The sequence below is a fragment of the Caulobacter sp. UNC279MFTsu5.1 genome, assembly GCF_900114015.1.
Taxonomy (GTDB): Bacteria; Pseudomonadota; Alphaproteobacteria; order Caulobacterales; family Caulobacteraceae; genus Caulobacter.
This window is the reverse complement of sequence record NZ_FORN01000002.1, coordinates 136,368-161,637: the sequence shown is the minus strand read 5'-3', so window position 1 is coordinate 161,637 and position 25,270 is coordinate 136,368. Positions and strand designations below refer to the sequence as shown.

Below are 25,270 nucleotides of genomic sequence, written 5' to 3'. Positions count from 1 at the left end.
AACGTCACGACCTGGCCGGCGCTTAGCGCGAGACCTTCAGTTGCAGGGCGATGACGCGCGGGCGGTTGAGGGTCCCGTAATAGGCGCCTGCGCCAGCCGTGACCGCCGTGTCGAACGTCGCGAACCGCTTGTCGCCGAGGTTTGTGCCGATCAGCGCCAGCTCCCATCCTCGCGCCTTGTCGGCGATGGCGACCTGGCCATCCAAAAGGGTATGGGCCTTGGCGATGGGAGCCAGCGGATCGGTCGACCGCAACTGCAGATCCGCGTCGCCGGTGTAGGCCGCCGAGCCTTCGATCCGTAGGCTCAGCCGGTCGCCGAGCGTTGTCTGGTAGCGAGCGTTCATTGAGCCGGACCATGCCGGCGCGCGCGGGGTTCGCATGTTCTTGTAGGCCACCAACGCGCCGCTCGCGCCGAAGTCCTTGGTGAACTTGGCGTCGGAATAGACGACGCCGCCATTGAGCGTCAGCTTCGGGGTCACCTGCCACGAGCCGCTGAACTCGGCGCCGCGAGCGCCGATATCGCCGTTGGAAATCACCAACTGGGCGACCCCATCGACGACCGCCGTGCGGCTGACCTGGAAGCCATCGACTCGCGTGTCGAACAGAGCTGCGGTCAGATAGCCGCGTCGCGCCAAATCGAACTTGGCGCCCAGTTCGGTGGTGTAGGCGGTCTCATCGTCATACTCGGCCGCGCCCAGAGTGGTCGGACTGCTCTGAAAGCCGCCGCTCTTGCTGCCCTTCGACCAGGTCAAATAGAGCATGGTCCTGTCGTTGGGCCGAAACTGCACGCCCAGATCGCCATCGAGGCTGCGGGCCGTCCGCGTCTTCAGGGTCGTCTTGGCCAGGCTCGGCGACTGGCTGGCCAACGCGAAGAATCCGGTGGAAGCGCGCTGATAGGTCGGTGTCTTGTCCTCGTCGGTGTAGCGCAAGCCCGCCGACAAGGTGAAGCGATCGGAGAGCTGGTAACGGGTCGAGCCGAAGGCGGACCAGGCTTCAGTCCGCACCAGAAGGTCGCCCGCGGCCGAGCCAAGGAACGGGAATAGGCCGCCGGCCGTCTGGGCCTTGACCGCGCGCACCAGTCGCCAGTTGTTCCTGTAACCGTAGACGCCCGCCAACCAGGACAGTCGGTCGGTGGGCGGCGAGGCCAGGCGGATCTCCTGGGAGAGGACGTAGTTCTTTTCGTGATCGTACAAGTCCAGAAGCTGCGCCCGCGTAAAATCCAGGTCCATCGCGCGACGAGAATTCCACTCAACCCACGCCGACTGAGCCGTCAGGGTGTTACGCCCGACCTCGGCGACGGCGACCAGGGTTGCGCGATCGCCTTTCTGGTTGTCGAACTGGGGAGGTCCGGCCGCGCCGCCGGCCACGCCATCAGCGCCGCTATAGGAACGGTCGTTGCCCACCGCTTCGAAATTGGTCTGGCCCAGGGCCGCCGCCCGCGCGGAGACGACCCCTTTGGGGTCGCTGAGCAGCTCCATGTAGTGACCATCGGTCTGATGGTCGTCATGCTGATAGAGGAAGGTCAGATCGGCCTTCTCGCCCAACGGGCCGGTCAGGACCAGCCGGCCCGAACTGTCATTGATCCGCCGCTCCTTGTCGCCGAGGTAAAGATTGCGGACGTAGCCGCCTTCGTCGTTGACGACGCCGGCCAATCGCAGCGCGAACCCGCCGCCCAGAGGCGCGTCGACGCCGGCCTCCAGGCGGTTGCCGCCGATGCCGTCGCTATGGGTCACGGTCACGTCGTAACCGAAGGTTCCGCTAGGCTTGCGGCTGATGATCGAGACCGCGCCGAGGCTGGTGTTCTTGCCCAGCAGGGTCGACTGGGTGCCCTTGATCAGTTCGATCTGGGCGACGTCATAAACTGGCATGGTGTAGTCGCGCGGATGGCCCAGATAGACGCCGTCCTGGAACGTCGCCACCGAAGACTCCATCCCCGGATCGGCCGAGGTCGAGCCCAGACCGCGAACCGCCGCGGAAGCCCCGGCCGTGCCTTGCATGATCACCAGTCCGGGCACGATCCCCGACAGCTGTGTGGCGCTGGTGATATTGGCCGCTTGGACGGCGCGCTCCTGCAGGACGCTGATGGTGGCTGGCGCGTCCAGCAGCGTCTCGCCCTGCTTTCGGGCGACGACGACCACCTCCTCGATCGCTTCGGCCTGGCCGCCACGGTTGGACGCGGGTGCGCCAGTCTGCGCCACGGCCGCCAGAGGCGCCAGGCTGCAGGCGGCGATCAGCGCCGCGCGCAGGGTCGCTGCACGATGGTTCATGTTCTTCCTCCCTTTGGTCCCGGGATTGATTGACACTCTTGGACCAATAAAGACCAATCAATACCATTAAGGTTGGAGCGACAAGGGCAACCTGCGTCTCGCGCCGCCATTTGACGAACGATCTTGCTCGACCGCGATGAGAGCAAGACCGAGATCGGCCCGGTGAGCTGCAGGCGTGCGCGCGCGGCGAAGACTCAGCAAGATCGCCGAAATTCGGCGCTTGAATGAAGATTCAGCAGCTTTCCTTGGCTAGGAGATCAAGGGAAACGTCGAGTCGTCCGAAAAATCGACGAGCCGCGAACTTGCGCGACCATTATCCAACCCATATAGACCATTTTGGTCCTCAAGGCCGGCGAGGGAGACGTGACGGGCGGCCGCGCCATCCAGATCGCCCCCTTCACGTCAGGAGAGGCGTCCCCGTGCTCGTCACCGACGCCTTCCTGGCGCTGGGGCGTCACGGACCGTGGCCTCGGCCGCCGCCGGCCTAAGGCCATCAACAAGGTCGCCGATCCTGCGCGGCCAGAAGGAGCAAGACATGTCCGCCGACGGAAAATGGAAGCTGGTCGTTCACTCACCCATGGGGCCGCGACAGCTCGACCTGGACATCACAGAGCAAGGCTCGGCCTTTACGGGCTCTGCTCGCGGGCCAATGGGCGAGGCCGCCGTGGAAGGCGTCGTCAACGGTCCGACCTTGAGCTGGACCAGCAAGATCACCAACCCCATGCCATTGACCCTGGATTTCGAAGTGACTTTCACCGGAGACGCCGCGGCCGGTAAGGTCAAACTGGGCATGCTCGGCAACGCCAAGGTGGACGGCGCCCGCGCCTAACCAAGTCCCTGGACGCAAAGCGCCCCTTCCCGTCGCGGAAAGGGGCGGTTTCGTCTTGGGGCGCACGACGTTTTCGAGAGGCGACGTCGTGACCTGGTCGGACGGGAGGCTCGCCTTCCGGCTGGCCGCGGACGACGACGGCGCCCGCCGGGGTCGCGGAACGGCCTGTTGCACCGGCCATCACAGCCATGGGGCTTTAGACGATCAAGCAAGCGCTACCCGCCCCAAGGCGACCTGATGCCGACAAACACTATGCAAAACAGGCACATCCTCGAGTTTCTTCCGTCGCTGCACCGATCGCTGATCGAACTGGTCAGCGCCATGAACCAGCCCGAGCGCGACGCGGCCATGCTGGAGGCGGCGGGCCTCAAACTCGAGCGGGCCCTGTTCCCTCTCCTGGTCGCAATCGAGCGTCTAGGCCCCATTGGCGTCGGCAACCTGGCTGGCGGGGTCGGACGCGACCACACCACGGTCAGCCGCCAAGTGGCCCGACTGGAGGCGCTGGGCCTGGTCCAGCGACAGGCCGGCGCGGTCGATCGACGGGTGCGCGAAGCGGTCATCACGCGGCAGGGCAAGCTCGCCACCGATGCGGTCGACCGCGCCCGCGAGCGCATGGCGCTGGAGCTGTTCAAGGACTGGAGCGCCGAAGAGTTCGATGCTCTGGTGCGGCTGACGCGCAGGTTGGCCGAAGGCATGCGCGGCGGGCCAGCGCCCGCGGCGCCCGACTCCGACGACGCCTAGGTCGAGATGGTCATGGGCGCCAAAAAGAACGGGCGGGCCATCGGCCCGCCCAGGTGCTCCCAGGGAGGAAGTCGATCAGGCCGCTTGGGCGGCCTGAGAAAGCTCGGCGACCGTGCGCCGGTAGGCCGACAGCGTCCCGGCCAGCAGCAGCGCAGCCAGCAGGGTGGCGACCGTGCCGACCAGGCCGAACGAGAGGTTCAGCTTGGCCTTGTCGTGAAAGACATGCTCGGTGATCAGCGCCACGGTGGTCGCGGCCAGTCCGCCCGCGATCAGGTTGGTGACGCCCACATAGATGGCCACCGCCTGCCCCCGCATGGCGTTGGGCATGATGTCCTGCAGGGCCCCCGGAGCCAGCGGCAGACCGAACGTCCCAAAGAAGGTGAAGCAGGCCAGCGCCAGGACCAGCACGCCCGCCCCAGGCTTGAACGCGACGGTCACGCAGCAGGCGCAGCAGATCAGCGAGGCGATGATGCTGACCAGCAACTTGCCGTCCAAGCGTCCGGCCTTGATGAACCGGTCGGCCAGCAGGCCCGCGACGATCGAACCGACCGGGCCGAGAGCCAGGGTCAGAAGACCGAAGGTCGCGCCGGCTTGGGCGATGCTCCAGCCTTGCGTCCGCACCAGCAGGGTCGGCAGCCAGGCGCTGCCGGCGTGCAGCACGAAGTTTTGCAGGCAGAAGCCGAGATTGTGGCCGACCAGGGTGCGTGCGTGCCGGGCGTAGTATCGGGCCACGACGCCGATCGGGACGCCGCTCGTCTCCACCAGCCTGCCGCCGTCGAGACGGGCCGGTTCGCGCAGCAGCAGCAGCAGGGGAACGACGGCCAGGCCGAAGGCTCCAAGGATCATCAGGATCAGCTGCCAGGAGTGGATCGCGCCCAGCAGGGGCACGGTCACCAGCCGGTCGCCGATATGCTTCCAGATCAGGCCGCCGATCAGCATCGCGCCGCCGCCGCCCACGAAGATGCCGCCATAGAAGACGCCCATCGGCGCCCCGCGGCGCGCGGGCGGGAAATAGTCGGCGATCAGCGAAACGCCGCAAGGCATGACCGCCGATTCCCCGGCCCCGACGACGACGCGGGCCAGGAACATTTGCCAGAAGTTGCCCGCCAGGCCACATCCGGCGGTCGCCAGGCTCCACACCGCCACGCCGGTCGCGGCGACGAGCTTGCGCGTGCCGCCGTCGACCCAGCGGGCGACCGGCAGGCCGAAGACGGCGTTGAACACCCCGAAGGCGAAGCCGATCAGCAGGCTGATCTCGGTGTCGCTGAAACCCAGGTCCCGTTGGATGGGGATGATGAAGAGGTTGATGATGTTGCGGTCGGCGAAGGCCAGCAGGCACGCCAGCGTCAACACCGCCGCGCCCAGCCAGGCCGAGCGCTTCTTGGGATAGGCGCTCTTCTCCGCGCCGCCCTTGACGAATTCCATATTCGACCTCCCCGAGGCTGTCGTGGCCCGGGCGGACGTCTCTCGCGCCGCTCCAAGCCAGGTCGCCGGGAGTTTTCTCCCTATTGCGCCTCGGCTGGCTTCGTATCTATTTTGACCACTTCGGTCAATATAAGATGACGCCTTATCGCGAGGACGTACGGGAATGCTGCAAATCCAGAGACTGTCGTTGGAAGAGGCTCGCCTGGCCCTGGCCGGCGCGCGGGACCACGCGTTGGAAATCCAAATGCCGATGTGCATCGCCATGGTCGACGAATCCGGCACGCTGATCGCTTTCGAGCGGATGGATGGCGGCAAGGTGCACTCGGTGCAGGTGGCCACCGACAAGGCCTTCACCGCCGCTTCGGCGCGCAAGGGCACGCACGAATACAACGCCGCCTGCGTGCCGGGAAATCTGGTCTTCGGGATCCACACGGCTCTGGGCGGCCGGATCTCCGTGGTCGGCGGCGGCCTGCCGATCACGATCGACGGGGTCACCGTCGGCGGGATCGGCGTGTCCTCCGGCTCGCCGCAACAGGACATGGCCTGCGCGGAGGCCGGGGTGCGGCGGCTTCTGGAAAGCCTGGGCCATTGAGCGGCGCAGCGGCGACAACGCCAGCCGTCCAGGACTACGACTACGTCATCCTGGGCGGGGGCACCGCAGGCTGCGTCCTGGCCAATCGGCTTTCGGCGCGCTCGACCAATCGGGTCCTGCTGATCGAGTCGGGCTTGGACACGCCGCCTGAGGCGGTGCCGGCCGACATCCTGGATCCCTATCCCAGCTCCTACGTCAATCCGGCCTATCGCTGGCCGATACGGGGCCACGCCCTGACGCTCTCGGACTCGCCGGCCAACCCGCTGCTCCATGCCCAGGTCATGGGCGGCGGGTCCTCGATCATGGGCATGATCATGTTGCGGGGCGTGCCGGCCGACTATGACGGCTGGGAAGCGGCCGGCGCGCGGGGCTGGGGCTGGGACGCGGTCCTGCCCTATTTCCGGGACCTCGAAAACGACCTGGATTTCGACGGGCCGCTGCACGGCCGGGCCGGGCCGACGGAGATCCGGCGACACCGGATGCACGACTGGCCGCCCCTGGCCAAGGCCGCCAACCAGGTGGCCGAACGAACGGGCGCGCCCTTCATCGCCGACATGAACGGCGACTTCCGCGACGGCCACGGCGCCCTGCCCATCGCAGGCCCGACCAGCCATCGCACCAGCAGCGCCACGGCCTATCTGACCCGAGAGGTTCGGGCGCGGAAGAACCTGACGATCGTCGCCCGGGCTCAGGCCCAGGCCTTGACGCTCGACGGGCGCAAGGTCACCGGCGTTCGGGTCCGCACCCTCGAGGGCGACCTGGTCGCGCGCGCGCGCGAGACGATCGTGACGATGGGCGCGCTGCTGACGCCCGACTTCCTGCTGCGCCAAGGCATCGGCGACCCCACCCAACTGAAGGCTCATGGCGTGGAGGTGCGCCACGCGCGAACCGGCGTCGGGACCAATCTGCAAAATCACGCCGCCCTGGTGGTGCTGGCGCATCTGCGCAAGGCCGGCGTCCAGCGTCGGCCGCAGCGCAACCACAACAACACCATCTTCCGCTACAGCTCGGGCCTGCCCGGCGGGGTGGAGTCGGACATGGCGCTGGCCTTGAGCAGCCGGGCGTCCTGGCACGCGGTGGCGCGACGGATCGCCAATTTCAGTCCGCTGATCATGGCGCCGGCCTCGCGCGGGAGCGTCAGCCTGCCGCCCGACGGCGGGCCCGCGCCGCTGGTGGAATTCAACCTGCTGGGCTCGGCGCTCGACCAGAGCCGACTGGCCGACGGCCTGCACCGGGCGCTGGCTCTGGTCACCGCGCCGGAAGTCGCCTGCTTGATCGGCCGCCCGGTCGCCGCCAGCCGCCTGCAGAACGCCGCTCGGTTCAATGCCGTCACGCCGATGAACCGCATGCGCACCCACGCGATCGCGACGCTGATGGACCTCGTCCCCGGCCTTGGCGATTGGGTGATCGGCAATATGGGCGCCCCGGGAGGCGGCCTGGCCGAACTGCTGTCCGACAAGGACGCCGTCGCCGACTACATCCGCGCCAACGTCACGCCGATCGCCCATCACAGCGGGACCTGCCGGATGGGCGCGATCGAGGATCCTCTGGCCGTCGTCGATCCGCAGGGCCGCGTGATCGGGCTCGACGGCCTGCGGGTCGCCGACGCTTCGGTGATGCCCACAACGCCGCGCGGCAACACCAACCTGCCGGTACTGATGATCGCTGAAAAACTCTCAGCGGCGATCCTAGAAGCGCAGGCCTAGAGCCCGCCTTCGGACAGATTCGGCGACGCGCCCGGCCCCTGTGCCGGGCGCGCCTTTCCGCGACCAATTTGGAACATGGGTGCGAGCCCAAACACCACAAAATCGAGCGCAGCCGACCGAAAGGGCTTGCCGCTAAGCCAATTCAACCCTTAATGACCACTTTGGTTATATTGGTTTGGAATGGTCCAAGCCTGTCGAGGCTTCGAAATGAACGACTCCATGTTGGCGCCGCCGTCCACGATGAAGGCTTGGGTGCTCAAGGATCCGACCGAGCTCGAACTGGTCGACAAGCCGGTGCCCCAGCCCGGCCGCGCCGAGGTCCTGGTGCGGATCGACGCCGTCGCCGTCTGCGCGACGGACCTGGAAGTGATCCAGGACGGCCCGCCGGCCCTGATCCAGGGCGGCGCCCCGTTCAACAAGAACTTCACCCCGGGCCATGAATATATGGGCGTCGTCGCCGCGCTCGGCGAGGGCGTGGACGACTGGGCGATCGGCGATCGCGTGACCGTCGAGATTCACGCCGGCTGCGGCCGTTGCCGTCGCTGCCGCGAGGGCATGTACACCTCGTGCCTGAACTACGGCGCCAACTACGAGGGCAACGACAAGGGCCACCGGGCCAACGGCTTCACCACCGACGGCGGCTTTGCCCAGTACGCAGTCAACCACGTCAACACGCTGGTGCGCGTACCCGACACGATGAGCGACGAGGAGGCGGCGCTGGTGGTGACCGCCGGCACCTCGATGTACGGCTTCACCGAACTGGGCGGCCTTCTGGCCGGCGACAGCGTCGCCATCCTCGGCCCGGGTCCGATCGGCCTGCTGGCCGCGGCTGTCGCCAAGTCGCTGGGGGCCGGTACGGTCATCCTCACCGGCACGCGCCCTGACCGTCTGGCGATCGGCGCCAAGCTCGGCGCCGACGTGACGATCAATGCTCGCGAGGAGGACGCGGTCGCCGCCGTCCGTCGCCTGTTCCCCGGCGGTGTTGACTTCGTGCTCGACTGCGCGGGCACCGAGGCCTCGATCAACGAGGCGATCGGCATGGTCAACCGCGGCGGGAAGATCTGCCTGGCCGCCTTTCCGCACGTCCCCGTCACCGTCGACCTGCCGCACGCGGTGCGCAACAACGTCTACGTCTACGGCATCCGGGGCGAGGGCAAGAGCGCGGTGCGACGCGCCATGGCCTTCATGGCCCAGCGCCGGTTCGACGCCACCCTGATCCACACCCACACCTTCGGCCTGAGCGCGCTGCCCGAAGCGCTCCGCTACGCCCGCGAGCGCGTCGACAACGCGATCAAGGTCGTCGTGCGACCGCAAGACTGAGCCGCAGGAGAGCCCGCCATGAGCGCCCACAAGATCGTCGAGATCGCGCCGCCCGGTCCGCCCGAGGATCCGCTTGCCCACTGGGCGCCTGAACTTCGCGCCGAGTTCGAGGCCAACCAGTTCAGCGGCGGCGTCGGCAATGTTCTCGTCTCGGAAACCGACCGCGTCCGCGTCTGGCATCTGTTCCTGCCGCCCGGCGGCTGGCTGACCTTCCACCGGCACGTGCTGGACTACTTCTGGACCACCCCCACCCCCGGCGTGGCGCGCGGCTACTACCAGGACGGCCGGATCGTAGACGTCCACCACTATGCCGGCGAGACCCGCCACTTCGAGCATGGCGAGGGCGATTTCTTCGTCCATGCGATCCAGAACGTCGGCGAAACCGACCTGATCTTCGTGACCGTCGAGTTCCTCGACAACGCGCGCAATCCGCCGATCGAGATCCCCGACGACTTCCGCCTCAAGCCCGATCCGGCCTTGACCGCCTAACGCGCCCTGGAATGACCATGACCCAGAGACTTCGCGGCGTGATCGCCGCCATCACCACGCCCGTCACCGCCGCCCATGAGCCCGATCTGCCCCGGTTCGTGGATCGCGCGCGCCACCTCCTGGCCAACGGCTGCGACGGCCTCAACGTCCTGGGGACGACTGGCGAGGCCACCTCCTTCTCCTTGACCCAGCGGCTGTCGGTGATGAACGCGGCCGCCGATGCGGGCCTGCCTCTGTCGCGGATGATGGTCGGCACGGGCGCGGCCGCCGTGGCCGACGCGGTGGCCCTGAGCCACGAAGCCGGCCGTCTGGGTTTCGCCGGCGCCCTGGTCCTGCCGCCCTTCTACTATAAGCCCATCACCGACGAGGGCGTGGTGCGGGTGTTCGACGCCATCGTCGAGGCGACCGCCGCCAGTGCGATCCCGATCTATCTCTACAATTTCCCGGCCCTGTCGGGGACCCTCTACAGCCGCGATCTGGTCGCCACCCTGCTCACCCTGTTCGGCGAGCGCATGGCGGGGTTAAAGGACTCCTCGGGCGACCTGGCCTACGCCAGCGAGATCGCCGCCCTGTCCCCCAGCTTCGACGTCTTCCCGTCCAATGAGGGCACGTTGCTTTCGGCGCGCGGCGATGGTCCCTACGCCGGCTGCATCTCGGCCACCGCCAACCTGAACTCGCCAGACTGCGCCCTGACCTATCGCGACGGCGATCAAGCCGCTCTCAAGCGGGCGGTCGCGGTGCGCGCCCTGTTCGACGGCCTGCCCCTGGTGCCGGGCATCAAGGCGTTGGTGGCCCATACCACCGGCGTCGCCGACCACGGCCGGACGGTGGCGCCGCTCGCGCCGCTGACCAAGGAACAGTGGAGCCTTCTGAAGGCGCGGTTCGACGCCCTGAGCGTGGCGAGCCCGGCCGCATGACGTTCGCCTTCACCCCGCCGTTCGCGCCCGCGATCCAGATCGAGGGCGAGAGCCTCCTGTTTCCGGTTCGCCGTATCTGGTGCGTGGGCCGCAACTATGCCGACCACGCCCGCGAGATGGGTCATGATCCGGAGCGCGAGCCGCCGTTCTTCTTCGGTAAGCCGTCCGACGCCGTGGCGCCGGGCGGCGGCATCCTGGCCTTTCCGAGCCAGACCCAGGACCTGCATCACGAGGTCGAACTGGCCGTCGCCCTGCACGGCGGCGGAGAGAACCTGACGCCGGCCCAGGGGCTGGAGGCGGTGTTCGGCTACGGCCTGGCGCTCGACATGACCCGGCGCGACCTGCAGGCCGAGGCCAAGGCCAAGAGCCGTCCCTGGGACATGGCCAAGGGCTTTGACCAGTCCTGCCCGATCGGCGCGCTGCGACGCGCCAACGGCCAACCGGCTCGCGGCGCGATCCTGCTGAAGGTTAACGGCCAGGTCCGGCAGTCGGGCCGGCTCGACGACATGATCTGGTCGGTCGGCGAGTGCTTGGCGGCGCTGTCGCGCCTAGTGCGGCTCGCGCCCGGCGACATCCTGCTGACCGGCACGCCCGCGGGCGTGGGGCCGGTTCTGCCGGGCGACATCCTGGAAGCCGAGAGCCAAGCGGCGCCATCGCTCTGCGTGACCTATCTGGCCCATCAGGGCCTGGCGAAGACGAGGGCTCACGGATGAGCCAAGGCCAGTCTCCCGACGTCACCTTCGACCCGGCCCTGACGGCGTTCATCGACCAGGAGGTCCTGCCGGGCCTTCGGGTCGAAGGCGAGGTCTTCTGGGCGGCGTTCAGCCGGATCGTCGCCCGCTTCTCGCCGATGAACGCCCAGCTGCTGGCCAAGCGCGACTGGCTGCAGCACCTGATCGACGCACGCAACAAAGGCTTTGCCTTCCAGGCGCCGTCCCCGGCCGAGGAGGCCGAGTTTCTGCGGCGGATCGGCTATCTGGTCGACGAGCCCCCACCCTTCACGATCGGCACGACCAACGTCGATCCGGAGATCGCCGCCCTGGCGGCGCCGCAGCTGGTCGTGCCGGTCGACAACGCCCGCTACGCCCTCAACGCGGCCAACGCCCGTTGGGGCAGCCTCTATGACGCCCTCTACGGCTCCAACGCCCTGCCGGGCCAGGCCAGGGGGCCGGGTTTCGACCTCGCGCGCGGCGATCAGGTGATCGCCTGGTGCCGCGCGTTCCTCGACGAAGTGTTCCCGCTCGACGGGGCCAGCCACAAGGACGTCAGCGCCTACCAGGTGGTCGGCGAGCGCTTGGTTGCTGACGGCCATGGGCTCTGCGACCCGGCCCAATTCGCGGGTTGGTCGGGCGAGCCGGAGGCGCCGACGGAGATCCTGCTGCGCAACAACGGCCTGCACCTGATCCTGCACGTCGACGGCGACAGCCCCATCGGTCGGCGCGACCGAGCCGGCGTTTCCGACATCATCCTGGAAAGCGCCGGCTCGGCGATCATGGACTTCGAGGACTCGGTGGCGGCCGTGGACGTCGGCGACAAGATCGGCGTCTATCGCAACTGGCTGGGCCTGATGAAGGGCGACCTGGTCGCCAGCTTCCAGAAGGACGGGCGCACGCGCCAGCGGCGTCTGGCTCGGGACCGCCGGTTCACGGCCCCCGATGGCGGCGACCTCGTCCTCAAGGGCCGTTCGCTGATGCTGGCGCGCAATGTCGGCCTGCTGATGTCGACGCCGCTGGCGCGGCTGAACGGCCAGGAAGTCCCCGAAGGCGTCGTCGACTGCGTGGTCACCGCCCTGATCGCCGCCCACGACGTGTGGGGCGAGCGGCGCAACAGCGCCCAGGGGTCGGTCTATATCGTCAAGCCGAAGCTGCATGGTCCCGAGGAGGCGGCGTTCACCAACGCCCTGTTCGAGGCCGCCGAGCAGGCGGTGGGTCTTGAGCCCAAGACGCTGAAGATCGGCGTGATGGATGAAGAACGGCGCACCAGCGTCAATCTGCGCGCCGTCATCGCCGAGGTCCAAGACCGCGTGGCCTTCATCAACACCGGCTTTCTCGACCGCACCGGCGACGAGATCCACACGGCCATGCGCCTGGGACCGGTCCTAGCCAAGCCGGACATGAAGGCCGCGGCCTGGCTCCAAGCCTACGAGGCGCGCAATGTCGAGGCGGGCCTGGCCTGCGGCTTCTCCGGCCGGGCCCAGATCGGCAAGGGCATGTGGGCCATGACCGACGATATGGCCGGCATGCTGGTCCAGAAGATCGCCCATCCCCAAGCCGGCGCGACCACCGCCTGGGTGCCCAGCCCGACCGCAGCGACCTTGCACGCCTTGCACTATCATCGCATCGACGTCTTCGCGCGCCAGGCCGAACTGGCCAGCCGCCGGACGCCGATCGACGGCCTGCTGACCGCGCCCATCGCGGATCCGACCGGCTGGTCGCCGTCGTTCCTGGCGCGGGAGATCGACAGCAACGTCCAGGGCATCCTCGGCTATGTCGTGCGCTGGGTGGACCTGGGCGTCGGCTGCTCGAAGGTGCCGGACCTGGACGGCGTGGGCCTGATGGAAGACCGCGCCACCTGCCGAATCTCCAGCCAGATCCTGGCCAACTGGCTGGCGCACGGCGTGATCACGGCCGACGCCATCGAGGCCTCCATCCTTCGAATGGCCGAGGTCGTGGATGACCAGAACGCCCTGGACCCGGCCTATCGCCCCATGGCTCTGGACCTGGCCGCCCATCGCGCCGTCGCCGCGGCGCGCGCCCTGATCTTCCAAGGCGCCGAGGCGGCCAACGGCTATACCGAGCCGGCGCTTCACGCCGCCCGGCTGGGATCGAAGGCCGACCGGCCCCAGGGCTGAGGACGCCGCGCCGGCTTCCGTTCGGTCCCATTCCCGTGCAAATCTGCGCCCCCTTTCCTGGGGGTGCGGATTTGACGACGGAGCAGATCGAGAACGTCAGCGGTGAAAAGCCCGCGCCTGTTCGTCGCCGCAAGCAGCAACGAACCGTCGACACGCGCCTGAAGATCATCAAGGCCGCCCTGTCGGAATTTGCGCTGCGAAGCTTTGACGGGGCCACGACACGCGGGATCTCCGACGCCGCGCAGGTGCCGCACTCGCTGGTCCTCTATCATTTCCGCAACAAGGAACAGCTCTGGTACGAGACGGTTCGGGAAGTCGTCAGCTGGTACACCCGGCGTGGCGTCGGCTCGTCGCGTTCGAGGTCGTCGAAAGACGCCGCCGCTCGCCTGCGCCGCGACTTCGACTATTACATCCGCTTTTGCGCCGAGAACCCCGACTTCTTCCGGCTGCTGACGCATGAGAACACCCAGGCTTCGGATCGGCTGACCTGGTTCGTCACCCATCACGTCGGCCCCACGGTCGGCCGAACCACGCGCCTGATCGCCCAGGCCCAGGCGGAGGGACGCTTCGTCGAGGGCGATGCTCTGACCTTGCTCTATCTGTTCTTGGGCGCCGCCACGAGCCCCTATCGGTCGGCCCGGGAGATCGAACTGCTGACCGGAACGCGCCCGGACGTCGAGGCGGCGATCAACGCCCACATCGCCACCTGCGAGCGCCTGTTCTTCCGCACGCCGGCCCCCGCGGCGGCCCCCGCGACGGCCTAGGGCCAATCGACATTCAGCGCATCCAGACCATAGCGGCGGCGAGCAAGACGAAGCCTAGGAAGTGGACAGTCCTGCGATCGTATCGGGTTGCGAAGCGCCGGAAGTGCTTGAGCTTGGAGAAGCAGCGCTCGATGCGGTTCCTGGCGCGGTAGGCCTCAACGTCGTGGGCGATGAGCACCTTGCGGGTGCGGTTTGATGGGATGACGGCCTTGGCTCCAAGGTCGGCGATGATCTTGCGCAGGGCGTTGGAGTCGTAGGCCTTGTCGGCCAGCACGGCCTTTGGCTGGAAGCCGGCGATCAAGGCGGGCGCAGCCGGGGCGTCGCCGCTCTGGCCTGGGGTCAGCAGGAAGCGGACGGGCCGACCCAGAGTGTCGGCGGCCATGTGGATCTTGGTGGTCAGTCCGCCTCGGGAGCGCCCCAGAGCCTGATCCGAGGCCCCCCTTTTCCGGTCGCGGCCTGCTGGTGAGCGCGAACCAGGGTGCTGTCTATCATCAGGTACTGGTTGTCCCGATCCTTGATCAGGTCGGCGAACACCCGATCCCAGACACCGGCTTTGGACCAGCGGCTGAACCGTTTGTGGGCCGTTTTCCAGAGGCCATAGCGTTCGGGGAGGTCGCGCCAGTGCGCGCCGGACCGCAGCACCCAGAGCACGCCGTTGACGAACAGCCTGTTGTCCTGCGCCGTGCGCCCGGGATCACCGGCCTTGCCCGGCAGCAACGGAGCTATCCGCTCCCATTGCGTCTGGTTCAATTCGTAGCGCTTAGCCGACATGAGAAGGGCTCCGTCCATCGAACGCAGCCCTATGAATCAGACATCTCAACTCATGAGAATCCTGAATGTCGATTGGCCCTAGTCCCCGCGCGGTTGCGGGATTGGGCGCAGCGGGCCTCGGCGCGCCTTGGCAGGATAGCTGGTCGCGCGCTCAAAGGCCGTCGGAAGATCCTCAGAGACGGGCGCGCAGGCCCGCGATCATCAAGTCCAGGCCGAAGGCGAACTCATCGGCTTCGGAGATCGGCAGGGCCGGCGCGACCTGGACCGTGGCCGGAAAACGGGCGGCGTCGATCGCCTCCAGATGCACGGCCTGGGTCTGTTGGTCCGCGCCAAGCCCAGGGCCGGCGGCCAGGACGACGGCGCCCAGTACGTAGCGCGCCACGGTAGCGTGGGCCTTGGCCGCCAGGTCCGGGGGAAAGCCGTTTCGCAGCAGCATCGCCAGGGACCGTTCACGCAGGCGCATAGCGGTGGGCCCGGTCGGCATGACGTCGGCGAGCAGCCTCGCCGCCCCCGGGTGCCGGCGCAAGGCCGTGGACATGCGGCTGGCCATCGCCCGCAGTCCCTCCTCCCAGGGCTGGCTCTCGAATGCGTCCTCGCCCAGGTCGATTTCGCCGAGCAGCGCCTCGATGATCGCCGCCAGCAGGTCGACCTTGTTGCCGAAGTGCCGATAGAGGGTCGCCGTGCCTGACTCCAGCTTGTCGGCCAGGGCCCGCATCGACAGCGCCTCCACACCCTCGGCGTCGACCAGCTCGACCGCCGTCGAGACGATGCGCTCGACCGACAGGGCCGGACGCCCCCGTCGCTTGCCCGCCGTCTTGGCCGGATCGTTCGTCACCTTCGCCTCCGCCAGCGCCTCAGCGCAACCCGCTTGCGTCTCAGACCATCGCCTGTGCGCCGATTCAACGCATGGCGTCCAATTGCCAGGCTCGATAGTTTCGGATACACCGTATCCATAATTCGGGAATGGCCTTTGGTCCACACTCCCGTGTCCAATACCGCCGCCTTCGGGCGAACCGTGGAGCCTTCAGATGACCACCTCGGACATGCTCGATGTGCTGATCGTCGGCGCCGGCCCCACCGGCAGCGCCTTGGGAATCGATCTGGCGCGGCGCGGCCTGCGCTTTCGGATCATCGACAAGGCCGCCCACAGTTTCGACGGTTCACGCGCCAAGGGCTTGCAGCCCCGCAGCCTTGAGGTCCTGGAGGATTTGGGCGTCTATGACGCCATCGCCGCGGCGGCCGAGCCCTATCCGCTGGTGGGTCTCCATCTGGGTCCTCTGGTCCTGCCCTGGCGAATGATGGCCAAGTCCAAGCCGACCGCCGCCATTCCCTTCCCCAACATGCTGCTCATCCCGCAGTTCCACATCGATCCGGCGCTGCACGACCGCTTGCGGGCGGCGGGCCAGACGATCAGTTTCGACACCGAGCTCAAGAGCCTCAGCCAGACCGCCGATCACGTGGAGGCCACGCTGAGCCGCAAGGGCCAGGCCGAGACGGTCCGAGCCCGCTACCTGGTGGGCGCCGACGGCGGCGGCAGCCTGGTGCGCCAAACGCTGGACATCGACTTCGCCGGTTCGACCGACGAGGAAGACCGGATGATCATCGTCGATGCGGTGACCTCCGGCCTTTCCCGCGACCGCTGGCACGTCTGGCCAGGACCGGCCGGCAAGTTCATGGCCGCCTGCCCCCTCCCCCACACCGATCTCTTCCAATGGATGATCCGACTGCGCGACGGCGAGACCCCGGACCTGGCGCTCGAGGCGATCAACGAACGGATTCGGGTCCGGGCCAAATCCCGGTCGATCGCGGTGACCGACGTGCGGTGGAGTTCGGTTTTCCGGCCGAACATCCGCCTGGCCCAGGCCTATCGCCAAGGGCGGGTGTTCCTGGCCGGCGACGCCGCGCACGTCCATCCGCCGACCGGGGCGCAGGGGCTCAACACCGGCATCCAGGACGCCTATAATCTCGGCTGGAAGCTGGCGCAGGTGCTGGCGGGCGCCGATCCGATCCTGCTCGACAGCTATCAGGCCGAGCGGCGCGCTGTCGCCCAGGCCGTCCTGGCCCTGGCGACCAAGAACTTCGAGGGACTGGCCACGGCCGACCCGGCGGCGATGAAGCGTGGCCGCGACGAATCCCAGCTGGCGATCACCTACCGCGACGGCCCGCTGGTCGCCGCTTCGGCCCAGGACGCACGCGCCCTCAGCGCCGGCGACCGCGCGCCCGACGCCATCCTGAAGGAGAACGGCAAGGCGACCCGCCTTTTCCAGCGCCTGGCCGGACCACAGTTCACCGCGATCGCCTATGGCGACCAGGCCGCGCGCGACCTGGCCGCCCTCGGATGGCCGCGGCGCGGCGCCGGCCTCAAGCGCATCGCCATCAACACCGAGGACAGGTATGGCTTCGACCACCGGCTGGTCGATCACAAGGGTACGTTCCGCAAGGCCTACGGCCTGTCGGATGACGCCATCGTTCTGGTTCGGCCCGACGGCTACATCGCCCACCTCGCCGGCCCCAAATCCCTGGCCTCGCTAAAGGACATCATCCGGCGGGTCGCCCCGAGTCTTTGACCCGGCGCGGCCTGGCGCCCGGTATCTTTCGATTGTCTTGCCCCGCGGCCAGGTCGCGGGACCAGCCGCCCGGCGTCTCTTGGCTTTCGCTTTGCATCAGCCTCCCCTAAGGTCCGCAACCAATGGAGGCCAAATTGATCGAGCGTATTCCGCCCTTGGTAAGCCCTTATCTTCTGTCGACCGTCCGCGGCTGGCTGACCTCGGCCAACCTCGGCCCGAGCCGCAAGCTGCCGCCGGAGCGGGATCTCGCCGCCCAGTTCTGCGTCAGCCGCGCGGAAATCCGCAAGGCGCTGTCGGTCCTGGAGGGCGACGGCCTGATCAATCGGCACGTGGGACGCGGCACCTTCCTGGCCCCCGATCTTTCCGAACACCCTCCGACCGAGGACGATATCGTCGCGCGGACCAGCCCGCTGGCGGCGATGCAGGCGCGCTTGATCATCGAGCCGGAGCTGGCGGGCCTGGCCGCCCTCAGCGCCACGCCGGCCCAGGTGGCTGAACTGCGCGAGCTGTGCCGGAACATGCGCAAGGCCGCCAGCTGGGAGGACTATGCGCGCCTGGACTGGCAGTTTCACAACAAGCTGGCCGAAGCGACGGGTAATGTGCTGCTGATCGAGTTCCAGCGCCTGCTCAACGGCGTGCGCCGCTACGTGGTGTGGGGAAACCTGCAGAAGGAAGATGCTGGCCCCAAGAGCGATTACCACTCGTTCGAGGAGCACGAGGCGATCGTCGAGGCGATCGAAGCGCGCAATCCCCGGACCGCCATCCTCGCCATGCGCAAGCATCTGGGGGTGACCCGCTCGCAGATGATCGATTCCACCTTCGACCTGGACCAGTTGGAAGCCGGCTGACCCTAGGCGGGGGCCGCCAGGAGCCAAGGCGGACCGGCGTTGCCCCCAATCATTTCGAACCCATTCGACGCTCCATGACGCCTGTAGCGACAGGCTGCCCATCGATCGAACCGGCAGGGCGGCGCCAATCATTGGCGCCCGCCCGCCCGACCTTTCCCTAGCATCAAGATCTAATCCCAATCACCCAGCGCCCCTGGCCCTCGGCTTGCGGCTTGCGGCTTGCGGCTTCGCGCGTCTCGCCCGCCAGCCCGCACCAAATTAGACCACTTTGGACAATTTATCTGGACGCCCCAAACCAAAGTGGTCAAGAATTGGTTGGAGCCGCCCAAGCGGCGAACAAAAAAGCATTGGGGAGAGAGATCCGTGAAATCGCAGCTTCTGGCTGGATGCGCCTTGGCGTGTCTTCTGATGAGTTTGGCGGCCACGCCGGCTGTGGCTCAGGACAAGGCCCCCGCCGCTGAGCAGATCGAGGAAGTCATCGTCACCGCGCAAAAGCGCAGTGAATCGGCCCAGGCTGTGCCCGTGGCGATCACCGCCTTCACTGGAGAGGCCCTCGAGAAGCAAGGCATCACCAGCGTCGACAACCTGGCCACGGTCACGCCGGGCCTGACCTTCGGTCGCGTCGGCCCGGGGGCCGGCACGCCGTTCCTGCGCGGCGTGGGCTCCAACATCACCAGCCCAGGTTCGGAAGCGGCCGTATCGACCTACGTCGACAACGTCTATATCGGCTCGCAGTACGCCAGCATCTTCTCGTTCAACAACATCGCCGCGATCGAGGTGGACAAGGGTCCGCAAGGCACGCTGTTTGGCCGCAACGCCACGGGCGGCGTCATCCAGATCACCACCAAGGATCCGGGCCACGTCCGTTCGGGTGACGCCAAGGTCGGCTACGGCAACTACAACACCATCGACGCCACAGCCTACGGCACGACTGGCGTGACCGAAAATATCGCCGCCGACCTGGCGCTTTACTACCACAACCAGAAAAAGGGTTGGGGCAAGAACCTCTACACCGGCGACGACGTCTTCACGTCGAAGAACTTCGCCGCTCGCTCCAAGTGGGTCTGGGCGCCTTCCGACGCGACCAAAGTCACCCTCATCGCCGACTACGCCAAGGACCGTCAGGACGTGGGCACCGCCCGCAACACGGTCGAGGGCGGGGCGTTCCGGCCGCCCGGCGCGACGGGCAATCCAGGTCCGTTCCTGTCGACCTATATCGGCTTCTACAACGTCGACCTCAATCGCCCGGCCTATTCCGACAGCAGGCAGTACGGCGCCAGCCTCAAGGTCTGGCACGACTTGGGCGCAGCCGAACTGGTCAGCATCACCGCCTACCGCAAGGCCGAGGTGCATGGCCCCATCGATAGCGACGGGACACCGGCCGACTGGAAGGCCCTGGACACCAATCCCTGGTCGGAGACCTTCACCCAGGAAGTCCAGCTCCTGTCCTCGACCGCCAGCGATTCAAAGCTGAAGTGGATCCTCGGCGGCTTCTTCTATCACGACAAGGCGACGGACAACCCGATCACCTTCCTGGGCTACGGCTACAGCGCGCTGGCCCCGGTCGACATCTACGTCTACCAAACCACGACCTCGTTTGCGGCGTTCACCCAGGGCGCCTATTCCTTCACCGACGATACGCGCGTGACCGTCGGCCTGCGCGACACGGTCGACTATCGGGAGACCCAAGGCTCCCAGACCCTGCGCCTGGCTACGCCCGTCGTCCTGGCCAAGACCACCCAGCCCGGCAGCACGATCGCCTCAGCCCGAACCGCCAAGTTCTCCAAACCGACCTTCAAGGTCTCGCTGGATCATGATTTCGCCGAGGGCGTGCTGGGGTATCTGACCTATAGCCGCGGCTTTAAGGCCGGGGTGTTCAACATGGTCAGCCTCAATACCGACCCGGTGAAGCCGGAGACCATCGACGCGGTCGAGGGCGGCCTGAAGAGCGACTGGCTCGACCATCGACTGCGTATCAACCTGGCGGCCTATCACTACGACTACAAAAACCTTCAGGTTCAGCAGTTCGTCAACGGCTTCTACACCCTGTCCAACGCCGCCGCGGCCAAGATCAAGGGCGTGGACTTTGAGGTCACGGGCAAACCGCTCCGGGGCCTGACCCTGCAGTTGTCGGGCACGCTGATGGACCCGACCTACACCTCGTTCGTGGGCGGCCCCGGCTACACGGCCGTGCCGATCACCAGCGTCAATCCGAGCGGCGGCATGGGGGGCTTCACCCTGGCTCCCATCGAACTTTCGGGCAAGCAGCTGACCTACGCCTCTAAGCGGACCGTCAACTTCAGCACCCAGTACACCTGGCCGCTGCGGACGGGCGATCTGTCGCTGTTCGCGGTCGCCCAGTACCGATCGACCTACTACTTCGACCCCCAGAACGGCGCCAAGCAGCCGAGCTATACAATGATCAATGGCTCGCTGACCTGGACCGCCCCGAGCGGGAACCTGGACGTGAAGCTGTGGGGCAACAACCTCACCAACGAGAAGATCTACGCCACCATCGCCCGCTCAACGGCCGGCGACTCGGCCACGCCGCAAGCCCCGCGCATGTACGGCGTCAGCCTCGGCATGCATTTCTAGTCGGTTCGCCGACAAGGCCCTGCCGGTCGGCGGCGGGGCCATTCTTCGCCGTCCGGCGCGGCGTCGTCCGCTTCAGACGCGGCGATGGCTCGCCAAAACCGCGCCGATCCGACGAGCGGCGTCGAATAGCAGCGGCAAGGCCCGCTCGGTCGGCGCCTTGAGGCTCATTCTCGACGCGGTCGCCGGCGCATTGATCGCCGCGCTCGCCAACCACTCCGATCGCGGAGCGCGGTGAGAGGCGTCAATCCAATCTCCAGGTCCTGCTCGATCAGGGATCAATCCCGGCGCCGCGTCCGGCGCAGGATCTCGCGCGAGGCTTGCGCGAACCATCGTCCGGAATGAAAGCCGGCGACGTCGTCGGCGTCGAGGTCCCGGGCCTAGGCCTGCATCCAACCCATCATCGACCAGGCCTAGGGGCGCGCTCAGATCGCCCTGGCGACGCCGGCCTCGACGACCTGCTGATCGATGGCGCCGAACAGAGGACTGCCGTCGCGCATGCGGGTCTCCATCCTCACCCGATCGCCAAACCGCATGAAGCCTGTGCGCGGGGCGCCTTCGTCGAGGATTTCGATCCCTCGGCGCTCTGCGATGCACGAAGACCCCACGGCTCTGTAATTCTCGTTCGACACGGTGCCCGAGCCGATGATGGTGCCGGCGCAAAGCGTGCGCGTCCGCGCCGCGTGCGACACCAGTTGCGGAAACGAAAAGGCCATTGGATAGCCCTCGGCGGCGCCAAAACGCTGGCCATTCCAGTCGACGCAAAGCGGCAGATCGACCCGGCCGTCTCGCCATGACGCGCCGAGCGCGTCGGGCGTGACGGCCAGCGGGGCCATGCTGCAGGGCGGCTTGGCCTGGATCCAGCCAAAGCCTGTTTTCATCTCGACCGGGGCCAGGGTCCGCAACGACCAGTCGTTGATCTGGACGACCAGGCGGATATGGCGCGCCGCCTGCTCGGCCGTCACGCCCATCGGAGTCTCGTCGACAATGACGCCGAACTCGCCTTCGAAATCGATACCGTCGTCCTCGCTGGGAAAGGCGACGTCTTGAGTGGCGCTATAGAAGGTGTCGGAAACCCCTTGATACATAAGGGGTCTTCCCTTGGGCGTTGGATCCATCTTGAAGACCCTCTGCATCAGCTCGCCATGGCTCTCATAGGCTGACCCGTCCAGCCACTGCCAAGCGCGCGGCAATGGCGCCAGAGCCTGGGCCTGGGAATAGTCGAAGGCGGCGGCGGCGCGACCCGACGCCAGATCATCGGAGCGCGCCCGTAAGGCCGCCTCGACATTGGACCATGCGTCCAGCGCCGCCTGCAGCGTGGGCGCGATATCGTCGGCGGCGATGGCGCGGGTCAGGTCGGCCGAGACGATCACCAGCCGGCCATCCCTGCTCCCATCGGCGAGTGTGGAGAGCTTCATGAGCGAGTTCCTCGTTTCCATCCCAGAGGGTGGTCGCCAACACGACCCGTCCGGCCAGGTCGAACGGCGATCATGACGCCGCGGCCTGCGCCAGGGCTTGCCGGACCAGAGCGTCCAGATCGCCGTCGTGACGAAAGCCCAGGAGGTCGCCGAGGGCGGTCGTCAGGACAGGTTGCCGGGCGAACTGGGCTTCGATCTCGGCGTCGGGCGCGAAGGCGACCGTCGACCGGCTCTGGGGATAGCGTCGCTTCAGCGCCGCGATCAGGGCGTCGAACGACACCCGTTGGGCCGGCAGGGTGAAGGCCCGCCGCGCGCCAAGTCGATCCCGCGGCAACAGGGCGGCGTGGACCAACGCCTCCTCACACCTTCGACCTAGGCGCTGCGAGACCGGCGACCGCGCACGAACGCCCGGTCGGTGGCCATGAACCGCGCGAGCATCGGCGCGACGAGCTTGGCCGGCTCCACCGCTTTGCCGCCGGTTTCGGTGGCCAAGACCTTGGCGTAGTCGACAAGATCGCGGTGCAGCGCCGCAGGAAGCTCAAGGGCAAGCTTGACCGGCGTGTCGTCCTCGATCGGCCCCAGTTTCAGCTTGCTCATCGGGTCGCCTTCTCTTCGTAGGGTTCAAGAACCAGATCGCGCGCCAGCAAGACCGTCATCGGAGCGCCGGGCCGCACGGTGAGGACCGGCGGCAAGGCCAGGCTCTTGGAGACCGCCTGCTGGCCAACGTCCGAAACCGACCTCGCCCCTCCGCGCCTGATGGCCTCGATCAAGGCGTCGTCGCTGCTGGAGCCGGCCTCGGCGCCCAGAGCCAGGACGGTGCTGAGCGCGGCCGCGCCAACGACGGCTCGGCCGTGGCGGTCGACACCGTCCTGCAGCCCGGCAAAGCCCTGTGCGTCGGCGGCGGGCAGATCATCCAGCACGATCGAGCGCCCATCGGGCAGGATCAGACGCGTCCACTTGATCCGCAGCCGCGCCGCGCCCGACGCGACCTCGGTGTCGTACCCGCCGATCAGCCGTGCGCCAGCCGGGATCAACCGCACGCCGCGCCCCAGCCCGTCGAAGACGTCTCGGGTCACCTGCCCCACCGCTAGGCCGGGCGCGTCGGACCGAAGCCCGGTCACCAGAGCGCCGGAAATGCTCGTTCCCGCCAGCACGATGTAGTTGGAGGCTGGTGTTGCCAGCCGTTCGGGGCTGGTCGTGCGCGAGTCCGCGGACGGGACGACGGGCGTGACGGCAGCGCCGCCAGCTTGATCCGCCTGGGGCTTGCGATCGGTCATCGCGTCGAAGAACAGGCCGGACGTGGCATGGGTTGCGCCGCTCGCCCGCGGCGCCGACGGGGCTGGGCCTCTGGCCGGAACGCTGTCCGGCGCGGGCGTGGCGGTGACCGCGGTTGTGTCGAAACGCCGGTTGTGGGCCTTGAGGATCGGTCGCCCCAGATCTCCGGGCAAGGGCGGGCCAAGCTGTGGCGTCGCCTTCGCGCGATAGTCGCGCGGTTGAGCGGTCACGCCCTCTGGCGGGGCCACGGGCCCCGGTTCACGCGCGACCGGTGGCGCAGCCTTATGATGGTCGGCGAGCGACCAGAAGAGCGCTCCGACCAGGGTCGTCGACAAGACGCCGGCGCCGATCGCCAGGGCCTGGCGCGACAGCCTCGCGACCGGCGGCGCGTCTCCACGAAGACGCAGGGTCTTGGGGCTGTCGGCCGCATCGGGGTGGTGCTGCTCGTTCATCGCGTCGCCTCCTTGGCCGTGCGGATGATGCGGACGGCTTTGGCCCTGCGCCCCAGGCCCAGGCGCAGCTCGACCCGATCCACGAGGCGATCGACGATCAGGGTCCGACCGAAGACGTGGTAGTCGATCAGCTCGCTGGCCTTGCCATCCTCACCAACCTGATAGAGCGGCGGCAGCGCCGTGAGATCGGCGCTCGGCGCAAAGACGATGTAGGTGCGCCGGCCGTTGTCGAAGACCCGCGCGGGCCGCCAGGCGACCTGATCCCCCTCGAGCCGGTAAGCGAAGATCGATCCTTCCGGATCGGGAATGGTGATCTCCGCGGGTGCGATCGGCTCGGCCGGGATAGGCACCGGTGACGGTTCGACTGGCGGATAGCGCCAAGCGATCTCGGAGAACCAGGTCCGGGCGCTGGCCCGCAGTTCCAGATGGTAGGTGCGGCGGTCGGACATGATCAGCAGGTTGGTGGCCAGCGGCGCGACCGTCGGCTTGACCAGCACATGGATGCGCCGCGTGGATCCAGAGCCGCTGGCGCTGTCGGCGATGATCCAGCGGGCGGTGTCGCCCGCCGCGATCGGCCCCGTCAGCGTCTCGCCCGGCTCCAGGACAATGTCGGTGATACGGCCGGGCGTGGCGACCAGCGGATAGACGGTCTGGTCCACGAAGTCGTAGTCGCGCGCGCCGCCCGGCGTGGCCAGGCGCGCATCCTGGGCCGCGACGGCGGACGCCGACAGCCAGGCGGCGATGAGGATGGCCAGGCTCTTCATGCCCCGAACTCCTTGCTCCAGGCGATGGCGTTGATGCGCACGCCCAAAGGGTTGGCCCTCAGGCCTTCCGGCGTACGCGGGGTCGAGATCGACACGCCCAAGACCGCGACCCAGCGCTCGACACCGACGCGCTCGCCGGCGGTGAAGCGCTGTTCGGTCCAGGTCACCCGGAAGCTCGTCGGCGAGGCGCGGACCACATTCGTCACCTCGACCAACACCTGGGTGTGGGCGGCTTCGCCGAACGGGTCGGCGCGACGGGCGTAGTCCGACAGCGTGGCCGCGCCATCGCCCTCGACGAAGTCGTAGGCGCGGAGCCAGGCTTGGCGCATCAGGACCGGATCGATTGAGCGGGTGCGCACGTCGGCGATGAACCGCGACAGCGCCCAGGCGATCGCCGCGTCGGCGGGCTTGGCACCCAAGGCGGCCGGCGCGACGATCCGCGGTTCGCCCAGCTTGTCCACCTGCACCACCCAGGGGGTGATCGATCCTCTGGCGGCCAGCCAGGCCAGACTTCCCGACAAGGCGGTGTTGGCCAGCAACAACCCCAGGGCGGCGTATCGCCAGTTGGCGGCCTGGACACGGGCCGATCCGATCCGCTCGTCCCAGGCCTGTCCCGCTCGTTGATAGGGGGTCTCCGGCGCCGGCGTCGCGCCATAGCGCGCCGATCCCTTGAAGGGGTTCAT

Annotated in this window: 22 protein-coding genes and 1 pseudogene; 13 read left to right on the top strand and 10 right to left on the bottom strand. The window is 67.7% G+C overall.

Annotated features, from left to right (window positions below; all coding sequences use genetic code 11):
* Nucleotides 1-22 precede the first annotated feature (22 nt).
* Complete coding sequence (locus BM066_RS00805; RefSeq protein WP_018062512.1) at nt 23-2,266, bottom strand: TonB-dependent receptor; 2,244 nt, start codon at nt 2,264-2,266, stop codon at nt 23-25.
* A gap of 535 nt (nt 2,267-2,801) precedes the next feature.
* Between BM066_RS00805 and BM066_RS00800 the strand changes: the two genes are divergently transcribed.
* The gene (locus tag BM066_RS00800) at nt 2,802-3,095 is read left to right on the top strand and encodes a hypothetical protein (RefSeq protein WP_026176640.1); all 294 of its coding nucleotides are present in this window, start codon (nt 2,802-2,804) and stop codon (nt 3,093-3,095) included.
* Between the two features lie 252 nt (nt 3,096-3,347).
* Complete coding sequence (locus tag BM066_RS00795) at nt 3,348-3,836, top strand: MarR family winged helix-turn-helix transcriptional regulator (RefSeq protein ID WP_018062510.1); 489 nt, start codon at nt 3,348-3,350, stop codon at nt 3,834-3,836.
* Between the two features lie 75 nt (nt 3,837-3,911).
* On the opposite strand, the gene BM066_RS00790 is transcribed toward BM066_RS00795, so the two are convergent.
* Complete coding sequence (locus BM066_RS00790) at nt 3,912-5,261, bottom strand: MFS transporter (protein WP_018062509.1); 1,350 nt, start codon at nt 5,259-5,261, stop codon at nt 3,912-3,914.
* 163 nt (nt 5,262-5,424) lie between these two features.
* Here BM066_RS00790 and BM066_RS26280 point away from each other — a divergent pair, with 163 nt between their 5' ends.
* The 8 genes from BM066_RS26280 to BM066_RS00755 all read left to right on the top strand — a co-directional run bounded on the left by BM066_RS26280 (nt 5,425) and on the right by BM066_RS00755 (nt 13,900).
* Nucleotides 5,425-5,853, top strand: a complete 429-nt coding sequence (locus tag BM066_RS26280; protein WP_018062508.1) for a GlcG/HbpS family heme-binding protein — start codon at nt 5,425-5,427, stop codon at nt 5,851-5,853.
* Nucleotides 5,850-7,559 (top strand): GMC family oxidoreductase, encoded by a 1,710-nt coding sequence (locus BM066_RS00785; protein ID WP_018062507.1) that lies wholly within the window; start codon nt 5,850-5,852, stop codon nt 7,557-7,559. The genes BM066_RS26280 and BM066_RS00785 overlap by 4 nt, the downstream gene beginning before the upstream one ends.
* Before the next feature lie 207 nt (nt 7,560-7,766).
* Nucleotides 7,767-8,879: a zinc-dependent alcohol dehydrogenase gene (locus BM066_RS00780; protein WP_018062506.1), complete on the top strand. Its 1,113-nt coding sequence runs from the start codon at nt 7,767-7,769 to the stop codon at nt 8,877-8,879.
* Between the two features lie 18 nt (nt 8,880-8,897).
* Complete coding sequence (locus BM066_RS00775; RefSeq protein ID WP_018062505.1) at nt 8,898-9,368, top strand: cupin domain-containing protein; 471 nt, start codon at nt 8,898-8,900, stop codon at nt 9,366-9,368.
* Between the two features lie 17 nt (nt 9,369-9,385).
* A complete protein-coding gene (locus BM066_RS00770) occupies nt 9,386-10,285 on the top strand; it encodes a dihydrodipicolinate synthase family protein (protein ID WP_143093617.1) in 900 nt (299 codons plus the stop codon).
* Entirely contained in the window at nt 10,282-10,998 is a 717-nt protein-coding gene (locus tag BM066_RS00765) for a fumarylacetoacetate hydrolase family protein (protein ID WP_018062503.1), read from the top strand. Before BM066_RS00770 ends, BM066_RS00765 begins: the two co-directional genes overlap by 4 nt.
* The gene (locus tag BM066_RS00760) at nt 10,995-13,136 is read left to right on the top strand and encodes a malate synthase G (RefSeq protein ID WP_018062502.1); all 2,142 of its coding nucleotides are present in this window, start codon (nt 10,995-10,997) and stop codon (nt 13,134-13,136) included. Before BM066_RS00765 ends, BM066_RS00760 begins: the two co-directional genes overlap by 4 nt.
* Before the next feature lie 71 nt (nt 13,137-13,207).
* Entirely contained in the window at nt 13,208-13,900 is a 693-nt protein-coding gene (locus BM066_RS00755) for a TetR/AcrR family transcriptional regulator (RefSeq protein ID WP_018062501.1), read from the top strand.
* A gap of 13 nt (nt 13,901-13,913) precedes the next feature.
* On the opposite strand, the pseudogene BM066_RS00750 reads toward BM066_RS00755, so the two are convergent.
* Nucleotides 13,914-14,671: pseudogene (locus tag BM066_RS00750) on the bottom strand (IS5 family transposase).
* A gap of 172 nt (nt 14,672-14,843) precedes the next feature.
* Entirely contained in the window at nt 14,844-15,506 is a 663-nt protein-coding gene (locus BM066_RS00745) for a TetR/AcrR family transcriptional regulator (RefSeq protein WP_018062498.1), read from the bottom strand.
* Between the two features lie 193 nt (nt 15,507-15,699).
* Here BM066_RS00745 and BM066_RS00740 point away from each other — a divergent pair, with 193 nt between their 5' ends.
* The 3 genes from BM066_RS00740 (at nt 15,700) to BM066_RS00730 (ending at nt 20,681) form a co-directional block, all read left to right on the top strand.
* Complete coding sequence (locus BM066_RS00740; protein ID WP_018062497.1) at nt 15,700-17,238, top strand: FAD-dependent monooxygenase; 1,539 nt, start codon at nt 15,700-15,702, stop codon at nt 17,236-17,238.
* A gap of 134 nt (nt 17,239-17,372) precedes the next feature.
* A complete protein-coding gene (locus BM066_RS00735) occupies nt 17,373-18,086 on the top strand; it encodes a FadR/GntR family transcriptional regulator (RefSeq protein ID WP_177218343.1) in 714 nt (237 codons plus the stop codon).
* A 408-nt stretch (nt 18,087-18,494) separates the two neighbouring features.
* Nucleotides 18,495-20,681, top strand: a complete 2,187-nt coding sequence (locus BM066_RS00730; protein ID WP_026176637.1) for a TonB-dependent receptor — start codon at nt 18,495-18,497, stop codon at nt 20,679-20,681.
* A 422-nt stretch (nt 20,682-21,103) separates the two neighbouring features.
* Here BM066_RS00730 and BM066_RS00725 read toward each other — a convergent pair whose 3' ends face one another.
* From BM066_RS00725 to trbF, 6 genes are all read right to left on the bottom strand, one after another.
* Nucleotides 21,104-22,096 carry a fumarylacetoacetate hydrolase family protein gene (locus BM066_RS00725; RefSeq protein WP_026176636.1) on the bottom strand — a complete coding sequence of 331 codons (993 nt, stop codon included), beginning with the start codon at nt 22,094-22,096 and terminating at the stop codon, nt 21,104-21,106.
* Between the two features lie 70 nt (nt 22,097-22,166).
* Nucleotides 22,167-22,448, bottom strand: coding sequence for a Rossmann-fold NAD(P)-binding domain-containing protein (locus BM066_RS00720; RefSeq protein WP_018062493.1), 282 nt, complete (start codon nt 22,446-22,448; stop codon nt 22,167-22,169).
* A 20-nt stretch (nt 22,449-22,468) separates the two neighbouring features.
* Nucleotides 22,469-22,693, bottom strand: coding sequence for a DUF2274 domain-containing protein (locus BM066_RS00715; protein WP_018062492.1), 225 nt, complete (start codon nt 22,691-22,693; stop codon nt 22,469-22,471).
* Nucleotides 22,690-23,823 carry a TraB/TrbI/VirB10 family type IV secretion system protein gene (locus tag BM066_RS00710; RefSeq protein WP_018062491.1) on the bottom strand — a complete coding sequence of 378 codons (1,134 nt, stop codon included), beginning with the start codon at nt 23,821-23,823 and terminating at the stop codon, nt 22,690-22,692. The genes BM066_RS00715 and BM066_RS00710 overlap by 4 nt, the downstream gene beginning before the upstream one ends.
* Nucleotides 23,820-24,587 (bottom strand): TrbG/VirB9 family P-type conjugative transfer protein, encoded by a 768-nt coding sequence (locus tag BM066_RS00705; RefSeq protein WP_026176635.1) that lies wholly within the window; start codon nt 24,585-24,587, stop codon nt 23,820-23,822. The genes BM066_RS00710 and BM066_RS00705 overlap by 4 nt, the downstream gene beginning before the upstream one ends.
* A complete protein-coding gene (gene trbF, locus BM066_RS00700) occupies nt 24,584-25,270 on the bottom strand; it encodes a conjugal transfer protein TrbF (RefSeq protein ID WP_018062490.1) in 687 nt (228 codons plus the stop codon). The genes BM066_RS00705 and trbF overlap by 4 nt, the downstream gene beginning before the upstream one ends.

What these genes read in the sequence shown, in the direction of transcription:
- BM066_RS00705 (WP_026176635.1), bottom strand. Translation starts at nt 24,587, where the DNA reads ATGAAGAGCCTGGCCATCCTCATCGCCGCCTGGCTGTCGGCGTCCGCC.
- BM066_RS00725 (WP_026176636.1), bottom strand. Translation starts at nt 22,096, where the DNA reads ATGAAGCTCTCCACACTCGCCGATGGGAGCAGGGATGGCCGGCTGGTG.
- BM066_RS00730 (WP_026176637.1), top strand. Translation starts at nt 18,495, where the DNA reads ATGAGTTTGGCGGCCACGCCGGCTGTGGCTCAGGACAAGGCCCCCGCC.
- BM066_RS00780 (WP_018062506.1), top strand. Translation starts at nt 7,767, where the DNA reads ATGAACGACTCCATGTTGGCGCCGCCGTCCACGATGAAGGCTTGGGTG.
- BM066_RS00775 (WP_018062505.1), top strand. Translation starts at nt 8,898, where the DNA reads ATGAGCGCCCACAAGATCGTCGAGATCGCGCCGCCCGGTCCGCCCGAG.
- BM066_RS00740 (WP_018062497.1), top strand. Translation starts at nt 15,700, where the DNA reads ATGACCACCTCGGACATGCTCGATGTGCTGATCGTCGGCGCCGGCCCC.
- BM066_RS00795 (WP_018062510.1), top strand. Translation starts at nt 3,348, where the DNA reads ATGCAAAACAGGCACATCCTCGAGTTTCTTCCGTCGCTGCACCGATCG.
- BM066_RS00800 (WP_026176640.1), top strand. Translation starts at nt 2,802, where the DNA reads ATGTCCGCCGACGGAAAATGGAAGCTGGTCGTTCACTCACCCATGGGG.
- BM066_RS00790 (WP_018062509.1), bottom strand. Translation starts at nt 5,261, where the DNA reads ATGGAATTCGTCAAGGGCGGCGCGGAGAAGAGCGCCTATCCCAAGAAG.
- BM066_RS26280 (WP_018062508.1), top strand. Translation starts at nt 5,425, where the DNA reads ATGCTGCAAATCCAGAGACTGTCGTTGGAAGAGGCTCGCCTGGCCCTG.
- BM066_RS00770 (WP_143093617.1), top strand. Translation starts at nt 9,386, where the DNA reads ATGACCCAGAGACTTCGCGGCGTGATCGCCGCCATCACCACGCCCGTC.
- BM066_RS00715 (WP_018062492.1), bottom strand. Translation starts at nt 22,693, where the DNA reads ATGAGCAAGCTGAAACTGGGGCCGATCGAGGACGACACGCCGGTCAAG.
- BM066_RS00760 (WP_018062502.1), top strand. Translation starts at nt 10,995, where the DNA reads ATGAGCCAAGGCCAGTCTCCCGACGTCACCTTCGACCCGGCCCTGACG.
- BM066_RS00805 (WP_018062512.1), bottom strand. Translation starts at nt 2,266, where the DNA reads ATGAACCATCGTGCAGCGACCCTGCGCGCGGCGCTGATCGCCGCCTGC.
- BM066_RS00765 (WP_018062503.1), top strand. Translation starts at nt 10,282, where the DNA reads ATGACGTTCGCCTTCACCCCGCCGTTCGCGCCCGCGATCCAGATCGAG.
- BM066_RS00710 (WP_018062491.1), bottom strand. Translation starts at nt 23,823, where the DNA reads ATGAACGAGCAGCACCACCCCGATGCGGCCGACAGCCCCAAGACCCTG.
- trbF (WP_018062490.1), bottom strand. Translation starts at nt 25,270, where the DNA reads ATGAACCCCTTCAAGGGATCGGCGCGCTATGGCGCGACGCCGGCGCCG.